This is a genomic window from Pseudorhodoferax aquiterrae (genome assembly GCF_014652235.1).
Taxonomy (GTDB): domain Bacteria; phylum Pseudomonadota; class Gammaproteobacteria; order Burkholderiales; family Burkholderiaceae_C; genus Pseudorhodoferax; species Pseudorhodoferax aquiterrae.
Map to the genome: position 1 here is coordinate 546,979 of NZ_BMYK01000002.1, position 17,890 is coordinate 564,868.

Sequence of the window (17,890 nt, forward strand, 5' to 3'; positions counted from 1 at the left end):
TGTCGCCCTACTTCAGCGCGAAGCGCAGGTTCGCGGGCTTCCTGCCCGCCAGCTGCACGGTCGCCACCACCTTGGTGCCGGCCGCCGTCGGGAAGCTCCCCTTGGCCTCGAGCCGGTCGCCGGCCGGCAGCAGCGGCGCCTCGGTCTTCGCGCTGCCGGCCAGCAGCGTGAGCTTGCCCGTGGCGCCCTGGAGCTCCACGGCCTTGCCGTGGTCGCGCACGTACAGCGCGATCGTGTCGGGCTTGGCCACGAGCTCGAAGTCCATGTCGCTGGCCTCCACCACCACACCGCCGTGCAGCGCCTGGTGGTCATGGCCTGCGCCATGGCTGTGGGCGGGCTGGGCGTGGGCTGCGCCGGCCAGTGCCAGCGCGGCGAACAGGGTCAGGGTCTTCATGGTGTGTCCTCGTGTCGAACGGGTTGGAGAAAAAAACATCACAGGGCCTCGGCCGTGTCGTCGCGCGCGAGCCGCTCGGCGTCCTGGCGGCCGAACAGCCAGAACATGGCCGGCGTCAGGAAGGTGTCCAGCAGCGTGGAGCTGACCAGGCCGGAGAAGATCACCACGGCCACCGGGTGCAGGATCTCGGTGCCGGGCCGCTCGGCCTCGAACAGCAGTGGCGCCAGCGCGAAGGCCGTGACCAGCGCCGTCATGAGCACCGGGCTCAACCGCTCGACCGAGCCGCGCAGGACCATGCGGTGGTCGAAGGCCTCGCCCTCGAAGCGCATCAGGTTGATGTAGTGGCTGACCTTGAGGATGCCGTTGCGCACCGAGATGCCGGCCAGCGTGATGAAGCCCACCAGCGCCGCCACCGACAGCGGCTGGCCCGACAGCCACAGCCCCAGCACCGCGCCGACCAGCGCGAGCGGGATGTTGGCCATGATGAGCAAGGCCAGCCGCGTGCTGCGGTAGCGGCTGTAGAGCACCACGAACATGCCGACCAGCGAGACGATGGAGAGCAGGCCCACCAGGCGCGAGGCCTCCTCCTGCGCCTGGAACTGCCCGCCCAGCGTGACGAACAGGCCCTCGGGCAGCGGATGCGCGGCGACGGCCGTGCGGATGTCGGCCACCACCTCGGAGAGCGGGCGCCCCTGGGCATTGGCCGAGAGCACGATGCGGCGCTTGCCGTCGTCGCGGCTGATCTGGTTGGGGCCGTCGCTGTCCTCGATGCGCGCGAGCATGGACAGCGGCACACGGCCCGTGGGCGTCTCCACGAGGATCTGCGCCAGGCCCTCCACCGAGCGCGCCTCCTCGGGCAGCCGCACCACCAGCGCGAAGCGCCGGTTGCCCTCGACGATCTGCGTCACGCGCTCGCCCTCGACCAGGCTTTGCAGCGTGGCCAGCACCTGCGGCACGGGCACGCCGTAGCGCGCCGCGGCCGCGTAGTCGATGGCCACCTTGATCTGCGGCGCCAGCACCTGCTTCTCGACCTCCAGGTCCGCCAGGCCTTCGATGCCGGCCAGCCGCGCGCGCAGCGCCTCGGCCTGGCCGCGCAGCTGGTCCAGGTCCTCGCCGAAGATCTTGACCGCGATCTGCGAGCGCACGCCCGACAGCATGTGGTCGATGCGGTGCGAGATCGGCTGGCCGATGGCGATGGCCGCCGGCAGGTGCTGCAGCCGCGCGCGGATGTCGGCTTGCACGGCGTCCATGGGCCGCGTGATCTCGCCCGCGGGTTTCAAGCCCACGTCGATCTCGCTCACGTGCACGCCCTCCGCATGCTCGTCGAGTTCGGCGCGGCCGCTGCGCCGGCCCACGTGCGCGACCTCGGGCACCTGGGCGACGAGGCGCTCGGCCTCGGCGGCCAGCGCCGAACTCTGGTCCAGCGTCACGCCCGGGTTCAGTCGCAGGCCGATCAGCAACGTGCCCTCGTTGAAGGGCGGCAGAAAGGTCGTGGGGAACAGCGGCACGGCCGCCGCCGCCACCACCACGGCCAGCGCGCCGGCCGCAATCGCCTTGCGCGGGTGGCGCAGCACGGGCGAAAGGGCCGTGCGGTAGCGCGCCTTGAGCCAGGCCAGCAGCTTGGTGTCGCCATGGTCGAGCGACTTCATGCGCGGCAGCAGCAGCAGGTTGAGCACCGGCGTCAGCGTCACCGAGACCAGCAGGCTGGCCAGCGTGGAGACGATGAAGGCCACGCCCAGCGGCACGAACAGCCGGCCCTCCATGCCGGGCAGCGCGAACAGCGGCACCAGCACCAGCACGATGATCACAGTGGCGTAGAGGATGGCCGAGCGCACTTCCAGCGTGGCCGCGCGCACCACCCGCAGCGCGTTGAAGGTGCCCGGATGCGCGGCACGCTGCTCCTTGAGCCGGCGCAGCACGTTCTCGATGTCGACCACCGCATCGTCCACCAGGCCGCCGATGGCGATTGCCAGGCCGCCCAGCGTCATGGTGTTGATGGACATGCCGAACCAGCGGAACACCAGGGCCGTGACCAGGAAGGACACCGGGATCGCCACCAGCGCGATGAAGGTGGTGCGCAGGTTGCCGAGGAAGAGCAGCAGGATCAGCGCCACGCAGACCGAGGCGCCGATGAGCTTGCCCTGCAGCGTGGAAATGGACGCCTCGATGAAGCTGGCCTGGCGGAAGGTGACCTGCGGCGCCTGCATGCCGGCGGGCAGCGCGCTCTTCATCTCCACCAATGCGCGCTCGATGGCTTTCGTGAGCGCGATGGTGTCGGCCGTGGGCTGCTTCTGGATGCCCAGGATCACGGCAGGCTGGCCTTGGAAGCCCGCGTCGCCGCGCTTGGTCGCGGCCGCGAACTCCACCTTGGCGATCTGCTGCAGCACGACAGGCTGGCCGCTGTTCGCGGTCAGCGCGAGCTGGCGCAGGTCGTCCAGGCGCGAGGTGCGGCCCAGGTGGCGGATCAGGTACTCGCGGCCGTTGAGTGCCAGGAAGCCGCCCGAGGTGTTGGCCGAGAAGCCGCGCAAGGCCTCCTCGAGTTGCGCGTGCGAGATGCCCAGCGCCGCCATGCGCGCGGTGTCGGGCTGCACCTGGAACTGGCGCACCTCGCCGCCGATGGGAATGACCTGGGCCACGCCCGGGATCGCGAGCAGCCGGGGCCGCAGGACCCAGTCCGCATACTCGCGCACCGCCATGAGAGATGAAGCCCCCACGCTCGCTTCGCTCCCGGCCCCCCGAGGGGGAGCGGCCGTGCTTGGGGACGGCCCGGCGCCCGGCCCGACCTTGCTGCCGATGGGAATCGCGATCTGCATGATCTCGCCCATCACCGAGCTGATCGGCCCCATGCGCGGCAGCACGCCCGCGGGCAGGCCCTCCTCCATGGCCGACAGCCGCTCCGACACCATCTGCCGCGCGCGGAAGATCTCGGTCGCCCAGTCGAAGGTCACGTACAGGAAGGACAGGCCTGCGCTCGAAGTGGAGCGCACCGATTCCACGCCGGGCAGGCCGTTCAGCGTGGTCTCCAGCGGGAAAGTGATGAGCTGCTCCACCTCCTCGGCCGCCATGCCGCCGGCCTCGGTCATGATGGTGATGGTGGGCTTGTTGAGGTCGGGGAACACGTCCATCGGCATGCGGGACAGCTGCAAGCCGCCGTAGGCGACCAGCACCAGGCCCAGCAGGATGACCAGCAGCCGGTTGGCCAGGCTGCTGTCGAGTAGCCACTTGAACATCGGCGCCCCTAGCGGATCTGGTTGACCAGGCTCGCGCCCTGGTGGACCACGCGCTCGCCGGGCTGCAGGCCCGCCGTCGCGACCACGTTGGCGCCGTCCAGCGGCTCGGTGGTCAGCACGCGCGGCGCGAAGCGCTCCGGCGCCACCTTGACCCAGACGATGGCCTGGTTCGACGCGTTGCGCACCAGCGCCGCCGAGGGCACGGGCACGCCGCTGCGCTGGCTCCTGGTCTGCACCACGACCTGCACGGGCTGGCCCAGGGCCAGCGCCTGGAGGGCAGCGCCTTCGGCCGCGAACTGCAGCGGCAGCGCCTGCTCGCGCAGCGCCCGCGCCGCACCCAGGAAGCGCAGCGGCACGCGCTCCTTGCCGACGGCCAGTGCGCCACTGGCGATGTCGGCCGCCAGGGCCGGGTCGTAGGCCAGGGCCTCGATGCGCAGGCGCGTGGGGTCGACGATCTCGAACACTTGTTCGCGCGCGTCGACCACGCTGCCGGCCACGGCGGTGGCGGAGGCGATCACGCCGGACACCGGCGCCACCAGCGCCTCGCGCAGCGACAGGCCGGCCGACATCACGCTGGCCCGCTCACCCAGGCTGGCCAGTTCGCTCTCGGCCGCCTCGATCTCCTTGCGCGGCACGGTGTCGGCCAGTTCGCGCAGGCGCGCCAGGCGCTTCTCGGCCAGCGCGCGCGCGGCGCGCAATTCGGCCACCTGCGCGGCCTGGCCGGCGCGCTCCAGCGGCGCGGCGGCGGGGGCCACATAGGCCAGCACCTCGCCCTTGCGCACGGCCTGACCGGGCGTGGGGAAGCCGCGCGGGCCGGGCTCCAGGCGGCCTGGCTGCGTGGGCTGCACGCGGCCGCCGGCGTTGGGGTCCATCACGACCTTGCCGGCCAATGTGAAGGCGCGCGGCACTTGCTGCTGTTCGGCCACCAGCGTGCGCACGCCGATCTGGCGCTGCGTGGGCTTGGGCAGGAACACGCTGCCGTCTGGCAGGCGCTGCGGTGCGTTGGCATTGGCCGTTGCCGGCGCATCGCCATGGTCGTGGCCAGCGCCGGCCCAGACGGGGGCGGCCAGCAGGCTGGCCAGCAAAAGGGTGGCGAGGGTCTTCAAGCGGTGGCTCCCAGGGTCGGACGGCGGCGCTTGAACAGGGCGCCCAGCGCGACCAGCAGCAGCAGGCCGCCCGCGGCCCAGGGCCCCCAGGCGCGCCAGCCGTGTGCGTGCGCAGCCGCGGCAGCAGGCGCTTCGGCGTGGATGTCGAGCTCTCCGGCCAGCAGGTCGGCCTCGGCGCCGGCCGTGACGGTGGCCGTCACCGGGTGGGTGCCGGGGCCGGGTTCGGTGGCCAATTCGGCCTCGAACGCGCCGGCCGCCACGCTCTTGAGCGCCACGGCCTGGCCGTTCAGTTCCAGCGCCAGCTGGGCGTTCTCCACGGGCGCGTTGCTGGCCGCGTGGTCCAGCCAGAGGCGCAGGTGGTGGCCGTCGAGCACGCCGACCAGTTCGAACAGGTCGGAGCTTGCGGCGAAGCGCGGGGATGCGGGGCCGGTGGGCGCGGGCGCCGCGTCGTCGTGGCCTTCGTGGGCGCGCGCGGGACCGGCCAGCAGCAGCGCCAGGGTCAGGAGAAGAAGTCGCATGGGGATGCTTTCGCGAAATGGGTTCACTGCGGCAGCAGGCCCAGGACCTGGCGCAGCGCGGAGATGGCCTGGTGCACGGCGACGCGCGCACGCGCGCTCTGGCGCTCGGCCTCGTAGGCCTCCAGCTCCACGCGCAGGCGGTTGGGCAGGTCGGTCTCGCCCAGGCGGAACGAGGTCTCGAAGAAGCCGCGCGTCTGCTGGGCCAGCAGCGTGCGGCGGGCCGCGGCCTGTGCCACGGTTTCGGCCGTGGCCAGCCGCGCGCGCGCCACGGCGGCCTCGGCCGCGAGGCGCTGGGCCTGCAGCACGCGCTGCTGTTCGGCCTCGATGCGCTCGGCGCTGGCCGTGGCGACCTTGGCCCGGTGGCCGGAGGCCGAGCCCAGCGGCAGGCGCAGGCCGAATGTCAGCGCATGGGCGTTGGACTCGCCATAGGCGCCGCGCTCGCGCGTGACCAGCAAGGCCAGCTCGGGGTTGGCGCGCTTCTGCGCGGCCGCCAGGTCCTGGGCGCGGGCGGCCAGGCGGGCCCGGTCCTCGAGTTCGGCCAGGGCGGGATGGGTGGCGTCGGGCGCCATGGCATCCGGCGCCGGCAGCGGCTCCGCCGCAGCCGCGTCGGTGGCCGGCTGCACGCCGAGCGCGGCGAGCGCCTGGCGCGCCTGCACCACGGCCAGTCCGGCCTCGGCGCTGTCGGCCTGGGCCTGGGCGAGTGCGCCGTCTGCCTGGTTCCGGTCGGCAGGTGCGAGATCGCCGGACGCCACGCGGCGGGCCACGTCGCGTGCCAGACGGCCGGCACTGTCCTCGCGTGCGGACGCAGCCTGCTGCTCCAGCAGCGCGAGCTGCAAGGCCCACCAGGCCTCGCGCAGCTGGCCCGCAAGCCGCCACTGCGCCGCGCGCAGGGCGCTCTCCAGCGCCAGCCCCTGCGCCTGCGCCTGGGCCTGCGTGAGCCTCCGCTCTCCCGGCAGCCACAGCGGCACGGCCAGGCCGGCCTCGATCTCGCGCGCGCCCTCGTTGCCGCTCAGCCGGTCGGACTTGAGCGCGGCCTCCAGCGCGGGCGGCTCGGGCGTCCAGCGCTCGGCCGCGCTGCGCTGGGCCTGGCTGGCATCGCGCCGTGCGGCCTGGCCGGCCTGCTCCGGCTGCTGCGCCCAGGCCTGGGCAAAGGCCTCGGCCAGACTGTTGGCGGGCACGGGCGGCAGCTGGCCCCAGGCCGGAACAATGGCCAGCACCAGCGCGGCTGCGCCCGCCCGGCCCGACCGGCGGGCAGCCCGCCGGGGCGAAAACTTCCAAGACATGCGAATCCTCGTTGCAGCGGACAGGCGTCCGCAAACCGGCCCAGCGCGGGGCCGACGTGGCTTAGGCGAGGAAGCGGTGCGGCGGCCGGATCAGCCGCTCGGGCAGCCCGTCGGTGATGCTGCGCTGATAAGGCGTGGCGTGGCGCACGTCCGGCAAGCCCGTGGCCAGCGCCGTGGGCCAGCCCAGCAGCACGGCGCACAGGCCGCCATGGCAGCCGACGCAATCGAGGTGCGGCAGCTGCGGGCCGCTTTCGGTGTCGGCCGGCGCGTGCGCATTGAAGTGCACGTGGTGGCCGAAGTGCGCCTCCGCCGCCACCGGCTCGTGCTGGCACACGGCCGCCGCCGCCGACCAGGAGGCCTGCAGCAGCAGCACGAGCATCAGCACGACAGAGAGAAAGCGGCGCATGGAATGGTGTTGCTGCGTTGCAGCAGCGGCGCGAGTGTAGCGGCCGTACATGCAGACCGGACGACGCCGTGGATGACAAATTTGTCATCGGGAAGCGCTCCTCCCGGGCCACACAATGCCGCATGCAACTGCTCGTGATCGAAGACGAATCCAAGCTCGCGCAGTACCTGCACCAGGGCCTGCGCGAGGAAGGCTTCGCGGTGGATGTGGCGCACGACGGCGTGACCGGCCTTGCGGCCGCGCTGCAGCACGCCTACGACCTCGTGGTGCTCGACGGCATGCTGCCCGGCCTGGACGGCTTCGCCGTGCTGGCCGCGCTGCGCCAAAGCCGGCAGACGCCGGTGCTGATGCTGACCGCGCGCGGCGAGGTCGAGGACCGTGTGCGCGGCCTGCGCAGCGGTGCCGACGACTACCTGGTCAAGCCCTTCGCCTTCTCCGAACTGGTGGCCCGCATCCAGGTGCTGCTGCGCCGCGCCGCCGCCACGCCGGCCGAGGCCACGGTGCTGCGCCTGGCGGACCTGGAGGTGGACCTGATCCGCCGCCGTGTCATGCGGGCGGGCCAGCGCGTGGACCTGACCAACAAGGAGTTCAACCTGCTCGCGCTGCTGCTGCGGCGCCAGGGCGCGGTGCTGTCGCGCACCGAACTCGCGGCCCAGGTCTGGGGCATGAACTTCGACAGCGAGACCAACATCGTCGAGGTGGCCGTGCGCCGGCTGCGCGACAAGCTGGACCGCCCGTTCGCGCGGCCGCTGCTGCACACGGTGCGCGGCATGGGCTACGTGCTCGAAGTGCGCGCATGAGCGCCGCGCCGGGCCGCCCCAAGCAAGCTCGGCCTTGCAGGCCGCGCCGAGGCTTGCGCCTCGGCCCCTCGCCAGGCACGAAAGGTCCACTGGACCTTTCGTGTCCGGGCTCGGCCCGCCCGGCGGGACAGGCCGCAGGCCCAAGGGTGCCCCAGTGAGCGAACGCAGCCTCGGCGCACGGCTGTCGCTGTGGCTCGCGCTGCAATCGCTGGCCGGCCTCGGCCTGGTCTGCGGGGCGCTGTACCTGGCGCTGGACTGGACGCTCGCGCAGCGCCGCCACGAGACGCTGGCGCAGAAGGAAACCGCTGTGCGCGAGCTGCTGGCCGAGGGCCGCGCCGAGCACCGGCCCGAAGACCTGCCGCATCTGCTGGACGACATGCTGGCCGGCCATGGCGACCTGGCGCTGACGCTGACCGACGCTGCGGGCAACACCGTGTTCGCGCGCCCCCTGCCCGCCGGGGTGCAGGCCGCCGCGCACCGCTTCGCCATCGCGGTCGACGGTTGGCCCGCGCCCGTGCAGGCCAGCTTGCAGCTGGACCCGCGCGCCGACGCCGCCCTGCTGCGGCGCATGGCGGCCCTGCTGCTGCTGGCCGCGCTGGGCGGCACGGCGGTCATCTCGCTGGGCGGCTGGCTGCTGGTGCGCCTGGGCCTGGCGCCGCTGCGCCAGCTCGTGGCGCAGACCGGCCAGCTCGACGCGGACACGCTGGCCCGTCGCCTCGATGGCGGCGCCCAGCCGGCCGAACTGCAACCCCTGATCGCGCAGTTCAACGCCCTGCTCGACCGCCTGGCCGCCGCCTACGCGCAGATGGAGGCCTTCAACGCCGACGTGGCGCACGAACTCAACACACCGCTGGCCACGCTGATCAGCGGCAGCGAACTGGCGCTGCGCCGCACCCACAGCGCGGCCGAGCTGCAGGAGGTGCTGGGCTCGCACCTGGAGGAACTCGACCGGCTCGCCCACATCGTGGCCGACATGCTGTTCCTCTCGCGCGCGCAGCGCGGCAGCGGCGCGCGGCGTACGCAGGTGGCCAGCCTGGCGGCACTGGCGGCCGAGGTGGCCGAGTTCCACGAGGCGGCGCTGGAGCAGGCCGCGCTCGTGCTGCGCATCGAGGGCGATGCGGCGGCCGCGGTCGATGCGGGCCTGCTGCAGCGCGCGCTGTCCAACCTGCTCGGCAATGCCACGCGGCACGCCACGCCGGGCAGTGCCGTGCTGCTGCGCATCGTGCGGCAGGACGGCCGCATCCAGATCACGGTGGAGAACGCGGGCCCGGCCATCGCGCCCGAGCATCTGCCGCGCCTGTTCGACCGCTTCTTCCGCGCCGACCCCGCGCGCAGCCAGGCCGGCCAGCACCACGGCCTGGGCCTGGCCATCGTGGCCGCGATCGCGCGCATGCACGGTGGCGGCACGCTGGCCGAATCGGCCGACGGCCGCACCTGCATCGGCCTGTGGCTCGGCGACACGCAGATGACGCAAACGTCACCGAACGGTGCGGCTTCCTGAGGTTTGGATTTCCAGAATGCAAGGCACCGCGCAACCCCGCGCGGCGCATTCGACAAAGGAAACACCATGCCTCGCACCTCTGCCCTCCTGCTCTCCCTGACCGCCATCGTCGGCATGGCCCAGCCCGCGCTCGCGGGCGACGCCCCGCGCACGCGCGAACAGGTGCGCGCCGAAGTGCTGCAGGCCCGCGCCATCGGCCAGTTGCCGGTCGGCGGCGAGGCCGGCGTCTGGACGGCGCCCGCCACCGGCCAGCCGCTGAGCCGCGCCCAGGTGCTGCGCGAACTGGCGGCGTCCGGCCCGGCGCCCGCAGGCGAGGTCGGCGACATCGGCGCACTGTCGGCGGACCACCGCGACACGACGCGCGCCGCGGTGCGCGCGCAGGCCGTGCAGGCGCTGCGCGCGGGCACGCTGCCGGGCGGCGAACTCTAGGAGCGCATGCGCCCCCTTGCGGGCAGCCCCTCCAAGGGCCGGAGGGGACGTCTGCCGGCCGCGCAGCTAGGCAGGCCAATGGTCGGTCGCGACCATGTCTTCCAGCGGGCGGCCATGGCGCCAGTCCTGCAGCTCCAGCATGGGCCGGTCATAGAAGTCCGGCACGGGTCCCAGGCACAGCACGGCGATGGCCTGCGCGCCCTCGGGCAGCTGCAGCAGCCGCCCCAGCGCGGCCGGCTCGAACAGCGAGACCCAGCCCAGCCCCAGGTTCTCGGCCCGGGCCGCAAGCCACAGGTTCTGGATCGCGCAGGCGGCCGAGCACAGCGCCATGTCGCGCGGCATGGTGCGCCGGCCGAACAGCGTGCCGTCGTCGGGCGCCAGCACGGCGACCAGCAACTCGGCGCAGTCGCGCACACCCTCCACCTTGAGTGCGAGGAACTCGGCGCTGCGCTCACCCATCTGCGCGGCCGTGGCCAGCCGCTCCTCGTCGACCAGCGCCGCGATGCCTTCGCGCAGCGCAGGGTCCTGGATGCGGATCAGCCGCCAGGGCTGCATGAGGCCGACCGAGGGCGCGCTGTGCGCGGCCTGCAGCACGCGCGCGAGCACCTCCTGCGGCACCGACTGTCCGGGCACGAAGTGCCGCATGTCGCGGCGCGCCTGCAGCACGCGGTACAGGCTGGCGCGGTCGGGCGCGTCGAAGCGGATGTCGGACACGCCATCCGGCGCGGGCGTGGGACGTTCTGGCGAAAGCATGGGCGCGATTCTCGGCGACCCGTTCTGTCACGACAGTTTCATGGTCCGCTGCGAATACTCCGCGCTTTTTCGTTCTCCGCGACCCGCTCCCGCATGCCGATTTCCGCCCACCGCCCCGCCCATCCCCCTGTATTCGCCCTGCGCGCTGTCACCCTGGCAGCCCTGCTGGCCTTGTCTGCCTGCGGCGGCGGAGACGATGCGCCCTATGCCGTTCCCGCGCCGCCGGCCGGACTGGGCACCGAAACCATCGACGTCACCGCGCGCGCGGCGACCAGCATGCCGGCCTCGCGCACGGACGTGCCCCGGTACCGCGAAGACGCCACCGCCTACAACTCGGGCCGACACGACGCGACAGCCCGTGGCAACAACGCCTGCTACGCCGACCACACCACCAACAGCACGCTGCGCATCCTGTCCGGCTTCCTGGACATCTGGGAGCCGTCCGAACGCAAGATGAACGGCTTCAAGGCCTCGGACTACGCCGGCATCTTCGCGGACGGCGCCACCACGCCGGACACCGATGTCGCCGGCCGCGACGCCTGCGACACCTTCGCCCTGACCAGCTGGAACGGCGTGTGGCATGTGCTCAGCTCGGACAACACCAACGGCACGCCGGGCCAGGCGCCCACGTCGGGCACCACGGGCACGGTCAAGAACCGTGCGCTGTTCCTGCAGAACATGGCGTACTCCTCCCAGCTGACCACGCAGACCACCTACACCGACGCGCAGAAGGAAGCGATCCGGCTGGACGACACCGGCAACAAGGTCACGCGCATGGTCAAGGGCGGCGCGCTGGGCCCGCTGGGCCAGGCCTGGGACGACCTGGCCGGCAACCCCAGCGCCGGCTGGGGCGACACCAACGCCACGACCAACCCCGCGTTCGGCGCGGTGCTGCAATTCGTCGACAACGCCACGGTGGGCAACATCGCGTCCGACAACGGCCCCAAGGGCTTCTACAAGTTCGCACGCCCCTACCGCTGGTCTGCCGCGGACCCCAGCCTGCCCGCAGTCCGCGTCTTGCCCGAGCTGCTGGTGCGCCGGGCCGCCGGTGCCACGGCGGCGGCCGCACAGACCAGCGCCCAGCAGGACTCCGACTTCCCCAGCGGCCACACGGCCGAGTTCGTGCGCTACTCGATGGCCATCGCCTACGTGGCGCCACAGCGCTTCCACGAAGCCGTGGCGCGTGGCCTGGAGGCCGGCGAGAACCGCATCCGCGCGGGCATGCATTCGGCCCTGGGCGTGATGGGCGGGCGCATGCTCGGCTCCTCGGTCTGGATGCCCTTCCTGAAGGGTGCAGGCGACCGCGCCCTGGCCTACACCGAAGCGCAGCGCCTGGCCATCTTCCAGCAGGCGCAGCAACAGCTGCGCGGCAAGCTGGGCGTGGCCACCGGCGTCGAACTCTGGGACGCCGCGCACGCGGCCAGCGTGGCCGACGACCGCTTCGCCGACTTCGCGGCTGCCAAGGCGGACTACCTGCGCCGCCTGACCTTCGGCTTCGCCAAGGACGCCAGCAAGGCCGGCCAGCCCGCCGTCGTGCCCAAGGGCATGGAGACGCTGCTGGAGACCCGTTTCCCCTACCTGAGCGCCGACCAGCGCCGCGCCGTGCTCAAGACCACGGCCATCGATTCGGGCTACCCCGTGCTCGACGACGAGGAAGGCTTCGGCCGCCTGAACCTGTTCGACGCGGCCAGCGGCTACGGCCGGCTGGACGCCGACGTGACCGTCACCATGGACGACAGCACCGCGGGCTTCTGCGTCTCGGGCTTCTGCTCCTTCGACCGCTGGCGCAACGACATCGGCGGCGCGGGCAAGCTGACCAAGCAGGGAACCGGCACGCTGGCCCTGACCGGCGCCAACACGTACAGCGGCGGCACCATCGTGGCGGCAGGCACCTTGCGCGCGGACTCCGCGACGGCCACCGGCACGGGCGCGGTCTACGTCAACGGCGGCACCTTCGCCACCCACGGCACCCAGGTCAACGTGGCGGGCACCTACACGCAGAAGTCCGGCACGCTGCGCCTGGCGCTGTCCAGCCCCACGGCCGGCACGCTGGCCGTGGCCGACCACGCCGCGCTGGCGGGGACGCTGCAGGTCACGTTCGCGGGCGGCTACACGCCCAAGGCCGGCGACACCATCGTGGTGCTCACCGCCAAGGGCGTGCACGACCGCTTCGCCAGCGTGGCCGTGGACGGCTTCGCCAAATCCACGGTGCGCTACGGCGCAGGCAGCGTGACGATCACGCTTGCCAGCTGAGGCGGCCCCTCAGTCCGCGTAGCCCGCGTGGGCGATGTCCTCCAGCAGCGTGCTGCCCTGCGCTTGCCAGCCCAGCAGCGCGCGCGTGTGCGCGCTCGATGCCGGCATGTCGGCCGCCGCGAAGTGGGCGAACCAGCCGAAGTGCGCCGGCTCACGTGAGGCCACGGGCAGGCCCAGCGCCGCGCCGATGGCCTCGGCGATCGCGCGGAAGGCGATGCCCTCCTCGGCCACCGCGTGGTAGGCCGGCGCGGTGGCACCCTGCTCCAGCACCAGCCGGTACAGCGCGGCCGCATCGCAGCGGTGCACCGCGGGCCAGCGGTTGCTGCCGTCGCCGATGTAGGCCGACACACCGGTCTGGCGCGCGATGCCCACCAGGATGGGCACGAAGCCGTGGTCGCCCCGCCCGTGCACCGAGGGCGCGAGCCGGACCGCCGTGGTGCGCATACCGCGCGCGGCCAGTTCGCGGGCCGCGGCTTCCGAGCGGCGCGGATAGGCCGGGCCTTCCTGCGGCACATCGGCTTCGGTCGCCACGCGCCCGGGCGCCAGCATGGCCAGGCCCGAGGTCACGACCAGGGGCCGGCCCGTGGGGCCGATGGCCTCGCCCATGGCCTCGATGGCCAGGCGGTCCTGGGCTGCGCTCTCGGCGAACTTCGAGAAGTCGTGGTGGAAGGCCGTATGGACCACGGCATCGGCCTGCGCGGCCTCGCTGCGCAGCAGCGCAAGGTCGTCCAGCGTGCCATGCACCACGGCCGCGCCCATGGCCGCGAGCGCGCGGCCCTTGTCCTCGGACCGCGCGAGGCCGCGCACCCGGTGGCCTGCGCCCACCAGCTCCTGCACCACCGCCGAACCGACCCAGCCGGTGGCACCCGTCACGAACACCTGCATGCTTTGCTCCCTTGATTGCACGGATAGAGTGTGGTGCGCGGGTGCGTTCCGGTGAAGCCGGGACCTGATCCCGGTATAGCTCCTACCCCCTTCGATCGCGTCCCATGGCCGAGCCCAACGCCCTTGCCGACTACCTCAAGTCCTGCCGCACCCGGCTCGATCCGCGCGCGCTGGGCTACACGCTCGAGCGGCGCCGCACGCCGGGCCTGCGGCGCGAGGAGGTGGCCCTGCGCGCCCACATCAGCCCCACCTGGTACACCTGGCTCGAACAGGGCCGCGGCGGCCCGCCCTCGGCCGAGGTGCTGGAGCGCATCGCGCAAGCCCTCTTGCTGACCGAGGTCGAGCGCGCCCACCTGTTCCTGCTGGGCCTGGGCCACCCGCCCGGGGCGCGGGCACGGCCGCCCGGCGGCATCACGCCGCGGCTGCAGCGCGTGCTGGACGCCATGCCCGACAGCCCTGCGATGGTGCGCACCATGACCTGGGACGTGGTGGCCTGGAACCAGGCCGCCGCCGCCGTGCTGACCGACTACGCCGCGCTGGCGCCGTCCGAACGCAACGTGCTGCGCATGATGTTCCTGAACCCGCACACGCGCGCCGCGCAGTTCGACTGGCCCAGCGTGGCGCGCTTCGTGGTCGCGGTGTTCCGGGCCGATGTGGCGCGGGCCGGCGCGACCACAGCGGTGCAGCCGTTCGTGGAGGAGCTCGCGGCTGCCAGCCCCGAGTTCGCGGCGCTGTGGCGCGGCAGCGACGTGCGCGAGTTCGGCGAGGGCTTGAAGCGCCTGCGCCACCGCGAGCTCGGCGAGATCGAACTGGAGTACTCGGCCTTCGCCGTCGACGGCCGGCCCGATCTGGCGATGGTGGTCTACAACCCCGGCTCACCGGCCGACGCGACGCGCATCCGCGCACTGGTCGCCGCGCGCGCACGCCGTGGCTGACGCGGCCGGGGCCGGGCTAGACTTCCACCCGACGCCGCGCATCCCGACCCTCTGCCATGATGTCCCCGAAGAACCGCTCTCCCCTCGCGCGCGTCCTGCGCCGCTGCTCCACCGCCGTGCTGGCCTTCGCCCTGGCCGGCGCCGCGCTGGCCGACAAGCGCTACGACCCCGGTGCCAGCGACACCGAGGTGCGCATCGGCCACATCGGCCCCTACTCCGGCCCGGCCTCGGCCTACGGCACCATCGGCAAGGCCGCCGGCGCCTACATCGCCAAGGTCAACGCCGAGGGCGGCGTCCACGGCCGCAGGATCGTGCTGCTCAGCGTGGACGATGGCTACAACCCGGCCAGGACGGTCGAGCAGGCGCGCAGGCTGGTCGAGCAGGACGAGGTGCTCGCGCTGTTCGCCCCGCTGGGCACGGCGCAGAACCTGGCGATCCAGCGCTACATGAACGCCAAGAAGGTGCCGCAGCTGTTCGTGGGCACGGGCGCCACGCGGTTCGGCGACCCCAAGGCCTTCCCCTGGACCATGGGCTGGCAACCCACCTACCAGGACGAGGCACGCATCTACGCCCGGCACATCCTGGCCACGCGGCCGCAGGCCCGGGTGGCCGTGCTGCTGCAGAACGACGACTTCGGCAAGGACTACCTCAAGGGCTTCGTGGACGCCCTGGGCGACAAGGCCGCGAGCATGCTCGTGGCCCAGGCCAGCTACGAGGTGACCGACGCCACCATCGACAGCCAGCTCATCGCGCTCAAGGCCAGCGGCGCCGACGTGTTCTTCAACATCGCCACGCCCAAGTTCGCGGCCCAGGCGATCCGCAAGGTCGCCGAGACCGGCTGGCGCCCCGTGCACTACCTGGCCAGCGTGTCGATCTTCGTGCAGGCCGTGCTGCAACCGGCCGGCCTGGACAACGCCATGGGCGTGATCTCGGCCTCCTTCATCCGCGACCCCGACGACGCCTCGCTGCAGGGCACGCGTGAGCTGGCCGAATACCGCGCCTTCATGCAGCAGTACTACCCCCAGGGCGAGCCCAGCGACTTCCTCAACGTGCTGGGCTATTCGCAGGCGCAGACGCTGGTGCAGGTCATCCGCCAGGCCGGCGACGAGCTCACGCGCGAGAACCTCATGCGCCAGGCCGCCAGCCTGTCGATGGCGCTGCCCATGCTCTACCCCGGCATCGAGGTGAAGACCGGCCCGGACGACTACCGGCCGATCCAGCAGGTGCAGCTGGTGCGCTTCAACGGCACGCGCTACGAGCCGCTGGGCAAGCCGGTGGGGCGCTGAGTGCAGGTGCGAGGACGCAGGACGCACGACACGAGGACACGATGGCGATGCGGCAAGACAGGGGGTCGGGCCCGGCGCCCGCAGCAAATCGCTGACGATGCCGACTGTCCCGCCCCGCCGAGGTGGCCAACGCCGTGTTTGCCGCCGACCGCATGGGCTGGGTGCGCATGCCCTTTGCCCCGGCGCGCGCGGCGCCGTCGCCTGCAACACGTCGACCGCATGGGTGAACCGACATGCCAATGAATGCGGAGGGCGTGCGCGAATGCGACCCGGTCGTCGAACTGCTGCAGCTTTCGCGCGACACCGCACAGCCAGGTCGTCCGCGAGCATCGGGGTGGAGTAAGGTTCTGGCGTTCATCCAATGCGCCCCGATTGCGCGGCACAGGTACACCGACCAGGGCGGGCCGGGTTTGTAACGAACGCGGCTTTTGTCGCCTTTTTATCAGAGCTGGCACACCCTACCGAAGCAGAAAATGGTCAATGAATCAACGACTTGCATGCTGATTCGACGAAGTGATAGCACGACACGCGCTGTGATCAATCGCGTTTGGGTGCGTGATATAACAAGTTAACCAGCATTACCGCCATGCCGACTGATCAGCTTTTTCCAGTCGTCTTGGGATTCGTCCTGGGTCTTGCATTTGCCCTTGCCATCTTCGTCTCGGACCTTGCGGTGCGCCGGCTTATCCACGTTGGCTCACTGCTAGATGTCGCGCTGCGGCTAGCTGTTTTCGCAGCAATTGTGTTTGGTGCCTCTCACCTCATCGGCTCATTCTTCGGCCCGCTGGTGCGTGCGCATGCTCTTGGCTTCTGGTGTTCATGTGTGGTGGGGTTTATCGCACCCCCTTGGCTTGCGCATTTCTACTTCGGTCGCGCCGAGCGCAACAATGCTGGTTAACACAACAGTCAAACACGGACCGCCTGCGGCGTCCGTTTACTTTTAGCGTTAGCCCTCGAATGCAGCCACACGAGTTCATCGAAGATCACGGCAAGGTGCTGGCGCACTTCGGCCAGTGGCCAAGCTTTCACGACGGAGAAATCCATCGCCTTGTGTTGGACCGGACACAACGGGGCACGGACGGTCATTTCATACCTGCCGTAGAAATTCATCTACGCGGTTGGATCATGACGTCGGAAATAACCGACGTTGGTTTCTATAAGCTCGAGCACGACTCGGTCGTCCACTTTCGATTCGAGGAGGTGTCCGATCTGGAACTCGATGGGCTGAATCATCAAAACGTACTGTCCTGCCTGGGGCTTGAGCTTCTGTATGACTCGCAGAATCAGTTAGCCGGCTTGGAGGTCGAACTTGAGCACTGCTTCGGCTTGTCTGGCGCGTTCCGCGCACGGCGGGCGCGAGTGCTCACCGTCACGCCGTTTCCCGGGGTAGTCGATGGCTAACCCTGCATTGCAGCGGACAGCTTCGCTGCCCGCTGAATTTGAACGTTAGGCCTCAGATGGAGACAGTTGCTCGCGCCTCGCCCCATGAAATCGAAGCCCTCGTTGGTCGAAGCGTGGACGCCTTCTTCCAAGACGAGGGGTACTGGCACCTCTTCGTGGCCCTCCGCTGCACGGACGGGAATTCGCTCGTCTTCAGCACCGAAGACGTAGGCATCGCGAAGTACTTCGAGGTCTTTCCAATCAAGGTCAAGCTCGAACCGACGGTAGCGCGAGCCTGGCGGGCCTTGGACGAGCCCAGAACAATCCAGAGAGTCACCCCGCTCTTCCGCCACGAGTGGCTTGAGCCATCGAATCCACATCCCGAGCTGGTCGGAGGCGGTCCGCACCACGTTCATCACGCTGGCCGCGGCCCCGCGTCACCTCATGCAGTACAGCATGTGGTGGTCCAGGCTGGCGTCGAGCTGCAATGCGCCTCCAAGTCGTCATTGGTTGTCTTTGCTTCCAACACCGCACCGTTCAACGTTGAAGTCGCAGTCAGCCTCGTGGAAGCGGAGAACGCTCTTGCCGCTTTCACCACAACTGAGGCCTAACCCTTCGCTCGAGCGGACTCGCTCCGGCACGGCACTTGGCCCGCCTCCCGGTGTGAATCGCCCCGGTTTTGAACTGACCCCCAGAAGTTGGACGAACTTCAAGGGGTTTCATGAAGAAGT

Annotated in this window: 17 protein-coding genes; 9 read left to right on the forward strand and 8 right to left on the reverse strand. The window is 71.2% G+C overall.

Features of this window, described 5'->3' with window-relative positions; all coding sequences use genetic code 11:
* Positions 1-7: 7 nt before the first annotated feature.
* The 6 genes from IE209_RS05220 to IE209_RS05245 all read right to left on the reverse strand — a co-directional run bounded on the left by IE209_RS05220 (position 8) and on the right by IE209_RS05245 (position 6,937).
* Positions 8-394: a hypothetical protein gene (locus IE209_RS05220; protein ID WP_189685881.1), complete on the reverse strand. Its 387-nt coding sequence runs from the start codon at positions 392-394 to the stop codon at positions 8-10.
* A gap of 38 nt (positions 395-432) precedes the next feature.
* Positions 433-3,624 (reverse strand): efflux RND transporter permease subunit, encoded by a 3,192-nt coding sequence (locus tag IE209_RS05225; RefSeq protein WP_189685882.1) that lies wholly within the window; start codon positions 3,622-3,624, stop codon positions 433-435.
* Positions 3,625-3,632: 8 nt separating this feature from the next.
* Positions 3,633-4,730, reverse strand: a complete 1,098-nt coding sequence (locus IE209_RS05230; protein ID WP_189685883.1) for an efflux RND transporter periplasmic adaptor subunit — start codon at positions 4,728-4,730, stop codon at positions 3,633-3,635.
* Positions 4,727-5,248, reverse strand: a complete 522-nt coding sequence (locus IE209_RS05235; protein WP_189685884.1) for a hypothetical protein — start codon at positions 5,246-5,248, stop codon at positions 4,727-4,729. Before IE209_RS05235 ends, IE209_RS05230 begins: the two co-directional genes overlap by 4 nt.
* A gap of 23 nt (positions 5,249-5,271) precedes the next feature.
* On the reverse strand, positions 5,272-6,531 hold the full coding sequence (locus IE209_RS05240) for a TolC family protein (protein ID WP_189685885.1): 1,260 nt from the start codon (positions 6,529-6,531) through the stop codon (positions 5,272-5,274).
* A gap of 61 nt (positions 6,532-6,592) precedes the next feature.
* Positions 6,593-6,937, reverse strand: coding sequence for a hypothetical protein (locus tag IE209_RS05245; protein WP_189685886.1), 345 nt, complete (start codon positions 6,935-6,937; stop codon positions 6,593-6,595).
* 122 nt (positions 6,938-7,059) lie between these two features.
* Between IE209_RS05245 and IE209_RS05250 the strand changes: the two genes are divergently transcribed.
* From IE209_RS05250 to IE209_RS05260, 3 genes are all read left to right on the forward strand, one after another.
* Complete coding sequence (locus IE209_RS05250) at positions 7,060-7,737, forward strand: heavy metal response regulator transcription factor (RefSeq protein WP_189685887.1); 678 nt, start codon at positions 7,060-7,062, stop codon at positions 7,735-7,737.
* A 154-nt stretch (positions 7,738-7,891) separates the two neighbouring features.
* The gene (locus IE209_RS05255; protein ID WP_189685888.1) at positions 7,892-9,238 is read left to right on the forward strand and encodes a heavy metal sensor histidine kinase; all 1,347 of its coding nucleotides are present in this window, start codon (positions 7,892-7,894) and stop codon (positions 9,236-9,238) included.
* Positions 9,239-9,304: 66 nt separating this feature from the next.
* A complete protein-coding gene (locus IE209_RS05260) occupies positions 9,305-9,667 on the forward strand; it encodes a DUF4148 domain-containing protein (RefSeq protein WP_189685889.1) in 363 nt (120 codons plus the stop codon).
* A 66-nt stretch (positions 9,668-9,733) separates the two neighbouring features.
* On the opposite strand, the gene bluB is transcribed toward IE209_RS05260, so the two are convergent.
* Complete coding sequence (gene bluB, locus IE209_RS05265) at positions 9,734-10,420, reverse strand: 5,6-dimethylbenzimidazole synthase (RefSeq protein WP_189685890.1); 687 nt, start codon at positions 10,418-10,420, stop codon at positions 9,734-9,736.
* A 93-nt stretch (positions 10,421-10,513) separates the two neighbouring features.
* On the opposite strand from bluB, the gene IE209_RS34295 reads away from it, so the two are divergent.
* A complete protein-coding gene (locus IE209_RS34295) occupies positions 10,514-12,673 on the forward strand; it encodes an autotransporter-associated beta strand repeat-containing protein (RefSeq protein WP_189685891.1) in 2,160 nt (719 codons plus the stop codon).
* 9 nt (positions 12,674-12,682) lie between these two features.
* Here IE209_RS34295 and IE209_RS05275 read toward each other — a convergent pair whose 3' ends face one another.
* The gene (locus IE209_RS05275) at positions 12,683-13,558 is read right to left on the reverse strand and encodes an SDR family oxidoreductase (protein ID WP_189685892.1); all 876 of its coding nucleotides are present in this window, start codon (positions 13,556-13,558) and stop codon (positions 12,683-12,685) included.
* A 104-nt stretch (positions 13,559-13,662) separates the two neighbouring features.
* Here IE209_RS05275 and IE209_RS05280 point away from each other — a divergent pair, with 104 nt between their 5' ends.
* From IE209_RS05280 to IE209_RS05300, 5 genes are all read left to right on the forward strand, one after another.
* Complete coding sequence (locus IE209_RS05280; RefSeq protein ID WP_189685893.1) at positions 13,663-14,493, forward strand: helix-turn-helix transcriptional regulator; 831 nt, start codon at positions 13,663-13,665, stop codon at positions 14,491-14,493.
* Between the two features lie 56 nt (positions 14,494-14,549).
* The gene (locus tag IE209_RS05285) at positions 14,550-15,779 is read left to right on the forward strand and encodes an ABC transporter substrate-binding protein (RefSeq protein WP_229882696.1); all 1,230 of its coding nucleotides are present in this window, start codon (positions 14,550-14,552) and stop codon (positions 15,777-15,779) included.
* Positions 15,780-16,365: 586 nt separating this feature from the next.
* Positions 16,366-16,677, forward strand: a complete 312-nt coding sequence (locus tag IE209_RS05290) for a hypothetical protein (protein WP_189685894.1) — start codon at positions 16,366-16,368, stop codon at positions 16,675-16,677.
* A gap of 59 nt (positions 16,678-16,736) precedes the next feature.
* Complete coding sequence (locus IE209_RS05295) at positions 16,737-17,180, forward strand: Imm50 family immunity protein (RefSeq protein WP_189685895.1); 444 nt, start codon at positions 16,737-16,739, stop codon at positions 17,178-17,180.
* Positions 17,181-17,293: 113 nt separating this feature from the next.
* Positions 17,294-17,770, forward strand: coding sequence for a hypothetical protein (locus IE209_RS05300; protein ID WP_189685896.1), 477 nt, complete (start codon positions 17,294-17,296; stop codon positions 17,768-17,770).
* Positions 17,771-17,890: the final 120 nt, after the last annotated feature.

What these genes read in the sequence shown, in the direction of transcription:
- IE209_RS05240 (WP_189685885.1), bottom strand. Translation starts at nt 6,531, where the DNA reads ATGTCTTGGAAGTTTTCGCCCCGGCGGGCTGCCCGCCGGTCGGGCCGG.
- IE209_RS05245 (WP_189685886.1), bottom strand. Translation starts at nt 6,937, where the DNA reads ATGCGCCGCTTTCTCTCTGTCGTGCTGATGCTCGTGCTGCTGCTGCAG.
- IE209_RS05220 (WP_189685881.1), bottom strand. Translation starts at nt 394, where the DNA reads ATGAAGACCCTGACCCTGTTCGCCGCGCTGGCACTGGCCGGCGCAGCC.
- IE209_RS05250 (WP_189685887.1), top strand. Translation starts at nt 7,060, where the DNA reads ATGCAACTGCTCGTGATCGAAGACGAATCCAAGCTCGCGCAGTACCTG.
- IE209_RS05225 (WP_189685882.1), bottom strand. Translation starts at nt 3,624, where the DNA reads ATGTTCAAGTGGCTACTCGACAGCAGCCTGGCCAACCGGCTGCTGGTC.
- IE209_RS05275 (WP_189685892.1), bottom strand. Translation starts at nt 13,558, where the DNA reads ATGCAGGTGTTCGTGACGGGTGCCACCGGCTGGGTCGGTTCGGCGGTG.
- IE209_RS05290 (WP_189685894.1), top strand. Translation starts at nt 16,366, where the DNA reads ATGCCGACTGATCAGCTTTTTCCAGTCGTCTTGGGATTCGTCCTGGGT.
- IE209_RS05260 (WP_189685889.1), top strand. Translation starts at nt 9,305, where the DNA reads ATGCCTCGCACCTCTGCCCTCCTGCTCTCCCTGACCGCCATCGTCGGC.
- IE209_RS34295 (WP_189685891.1), top strand. Translation starts at nt 10,514, where the DNA reads ATGCCGATTTCCGCCCACCGCCCCGCCCATCCCCCTGTATTCGCCCTG.
- IE209_RS05235 (WP_189685884.1), bottom strand. Translation starts at nt 5,248, where the DNA reads ATGCGACTTCTTCTCCTGACCCTGGCGCTGCTGCTGGCCGGTCCCGCG.
- IE209_RS05280 (WP_189685893.1), top strand. Translation starts at nt 13,663, where the DNA reads ATGGCCGAGCCCAACGCCCTTGCCGACTACCTCAAGTCCTGCCGCACC.
- bluB (WP_189685890.1), bottom strand. Translation starts at nt 10,420, where the DNA reads ATGCTTTCGCCAGAACGTCCCACGCCCGCGCCGGATGGCGTGTCCGAC.
- IE209_RS05295 (WP_189685895.1), top strand. Translation starts at nt 16,737, where the DNA reads ATGCAGCCACACGAGTTCATCGAAGATCACGGCAAGGTGCTGGCGCAC.
- IE209_RS05285 (WP_229882696.1), top strand. Translation starts at nt 14,550, where the DNA reads ATGATGTCCCCGAAGAACCGCTCTCCCCTCGCGCGCGTCCTGCGCCGC.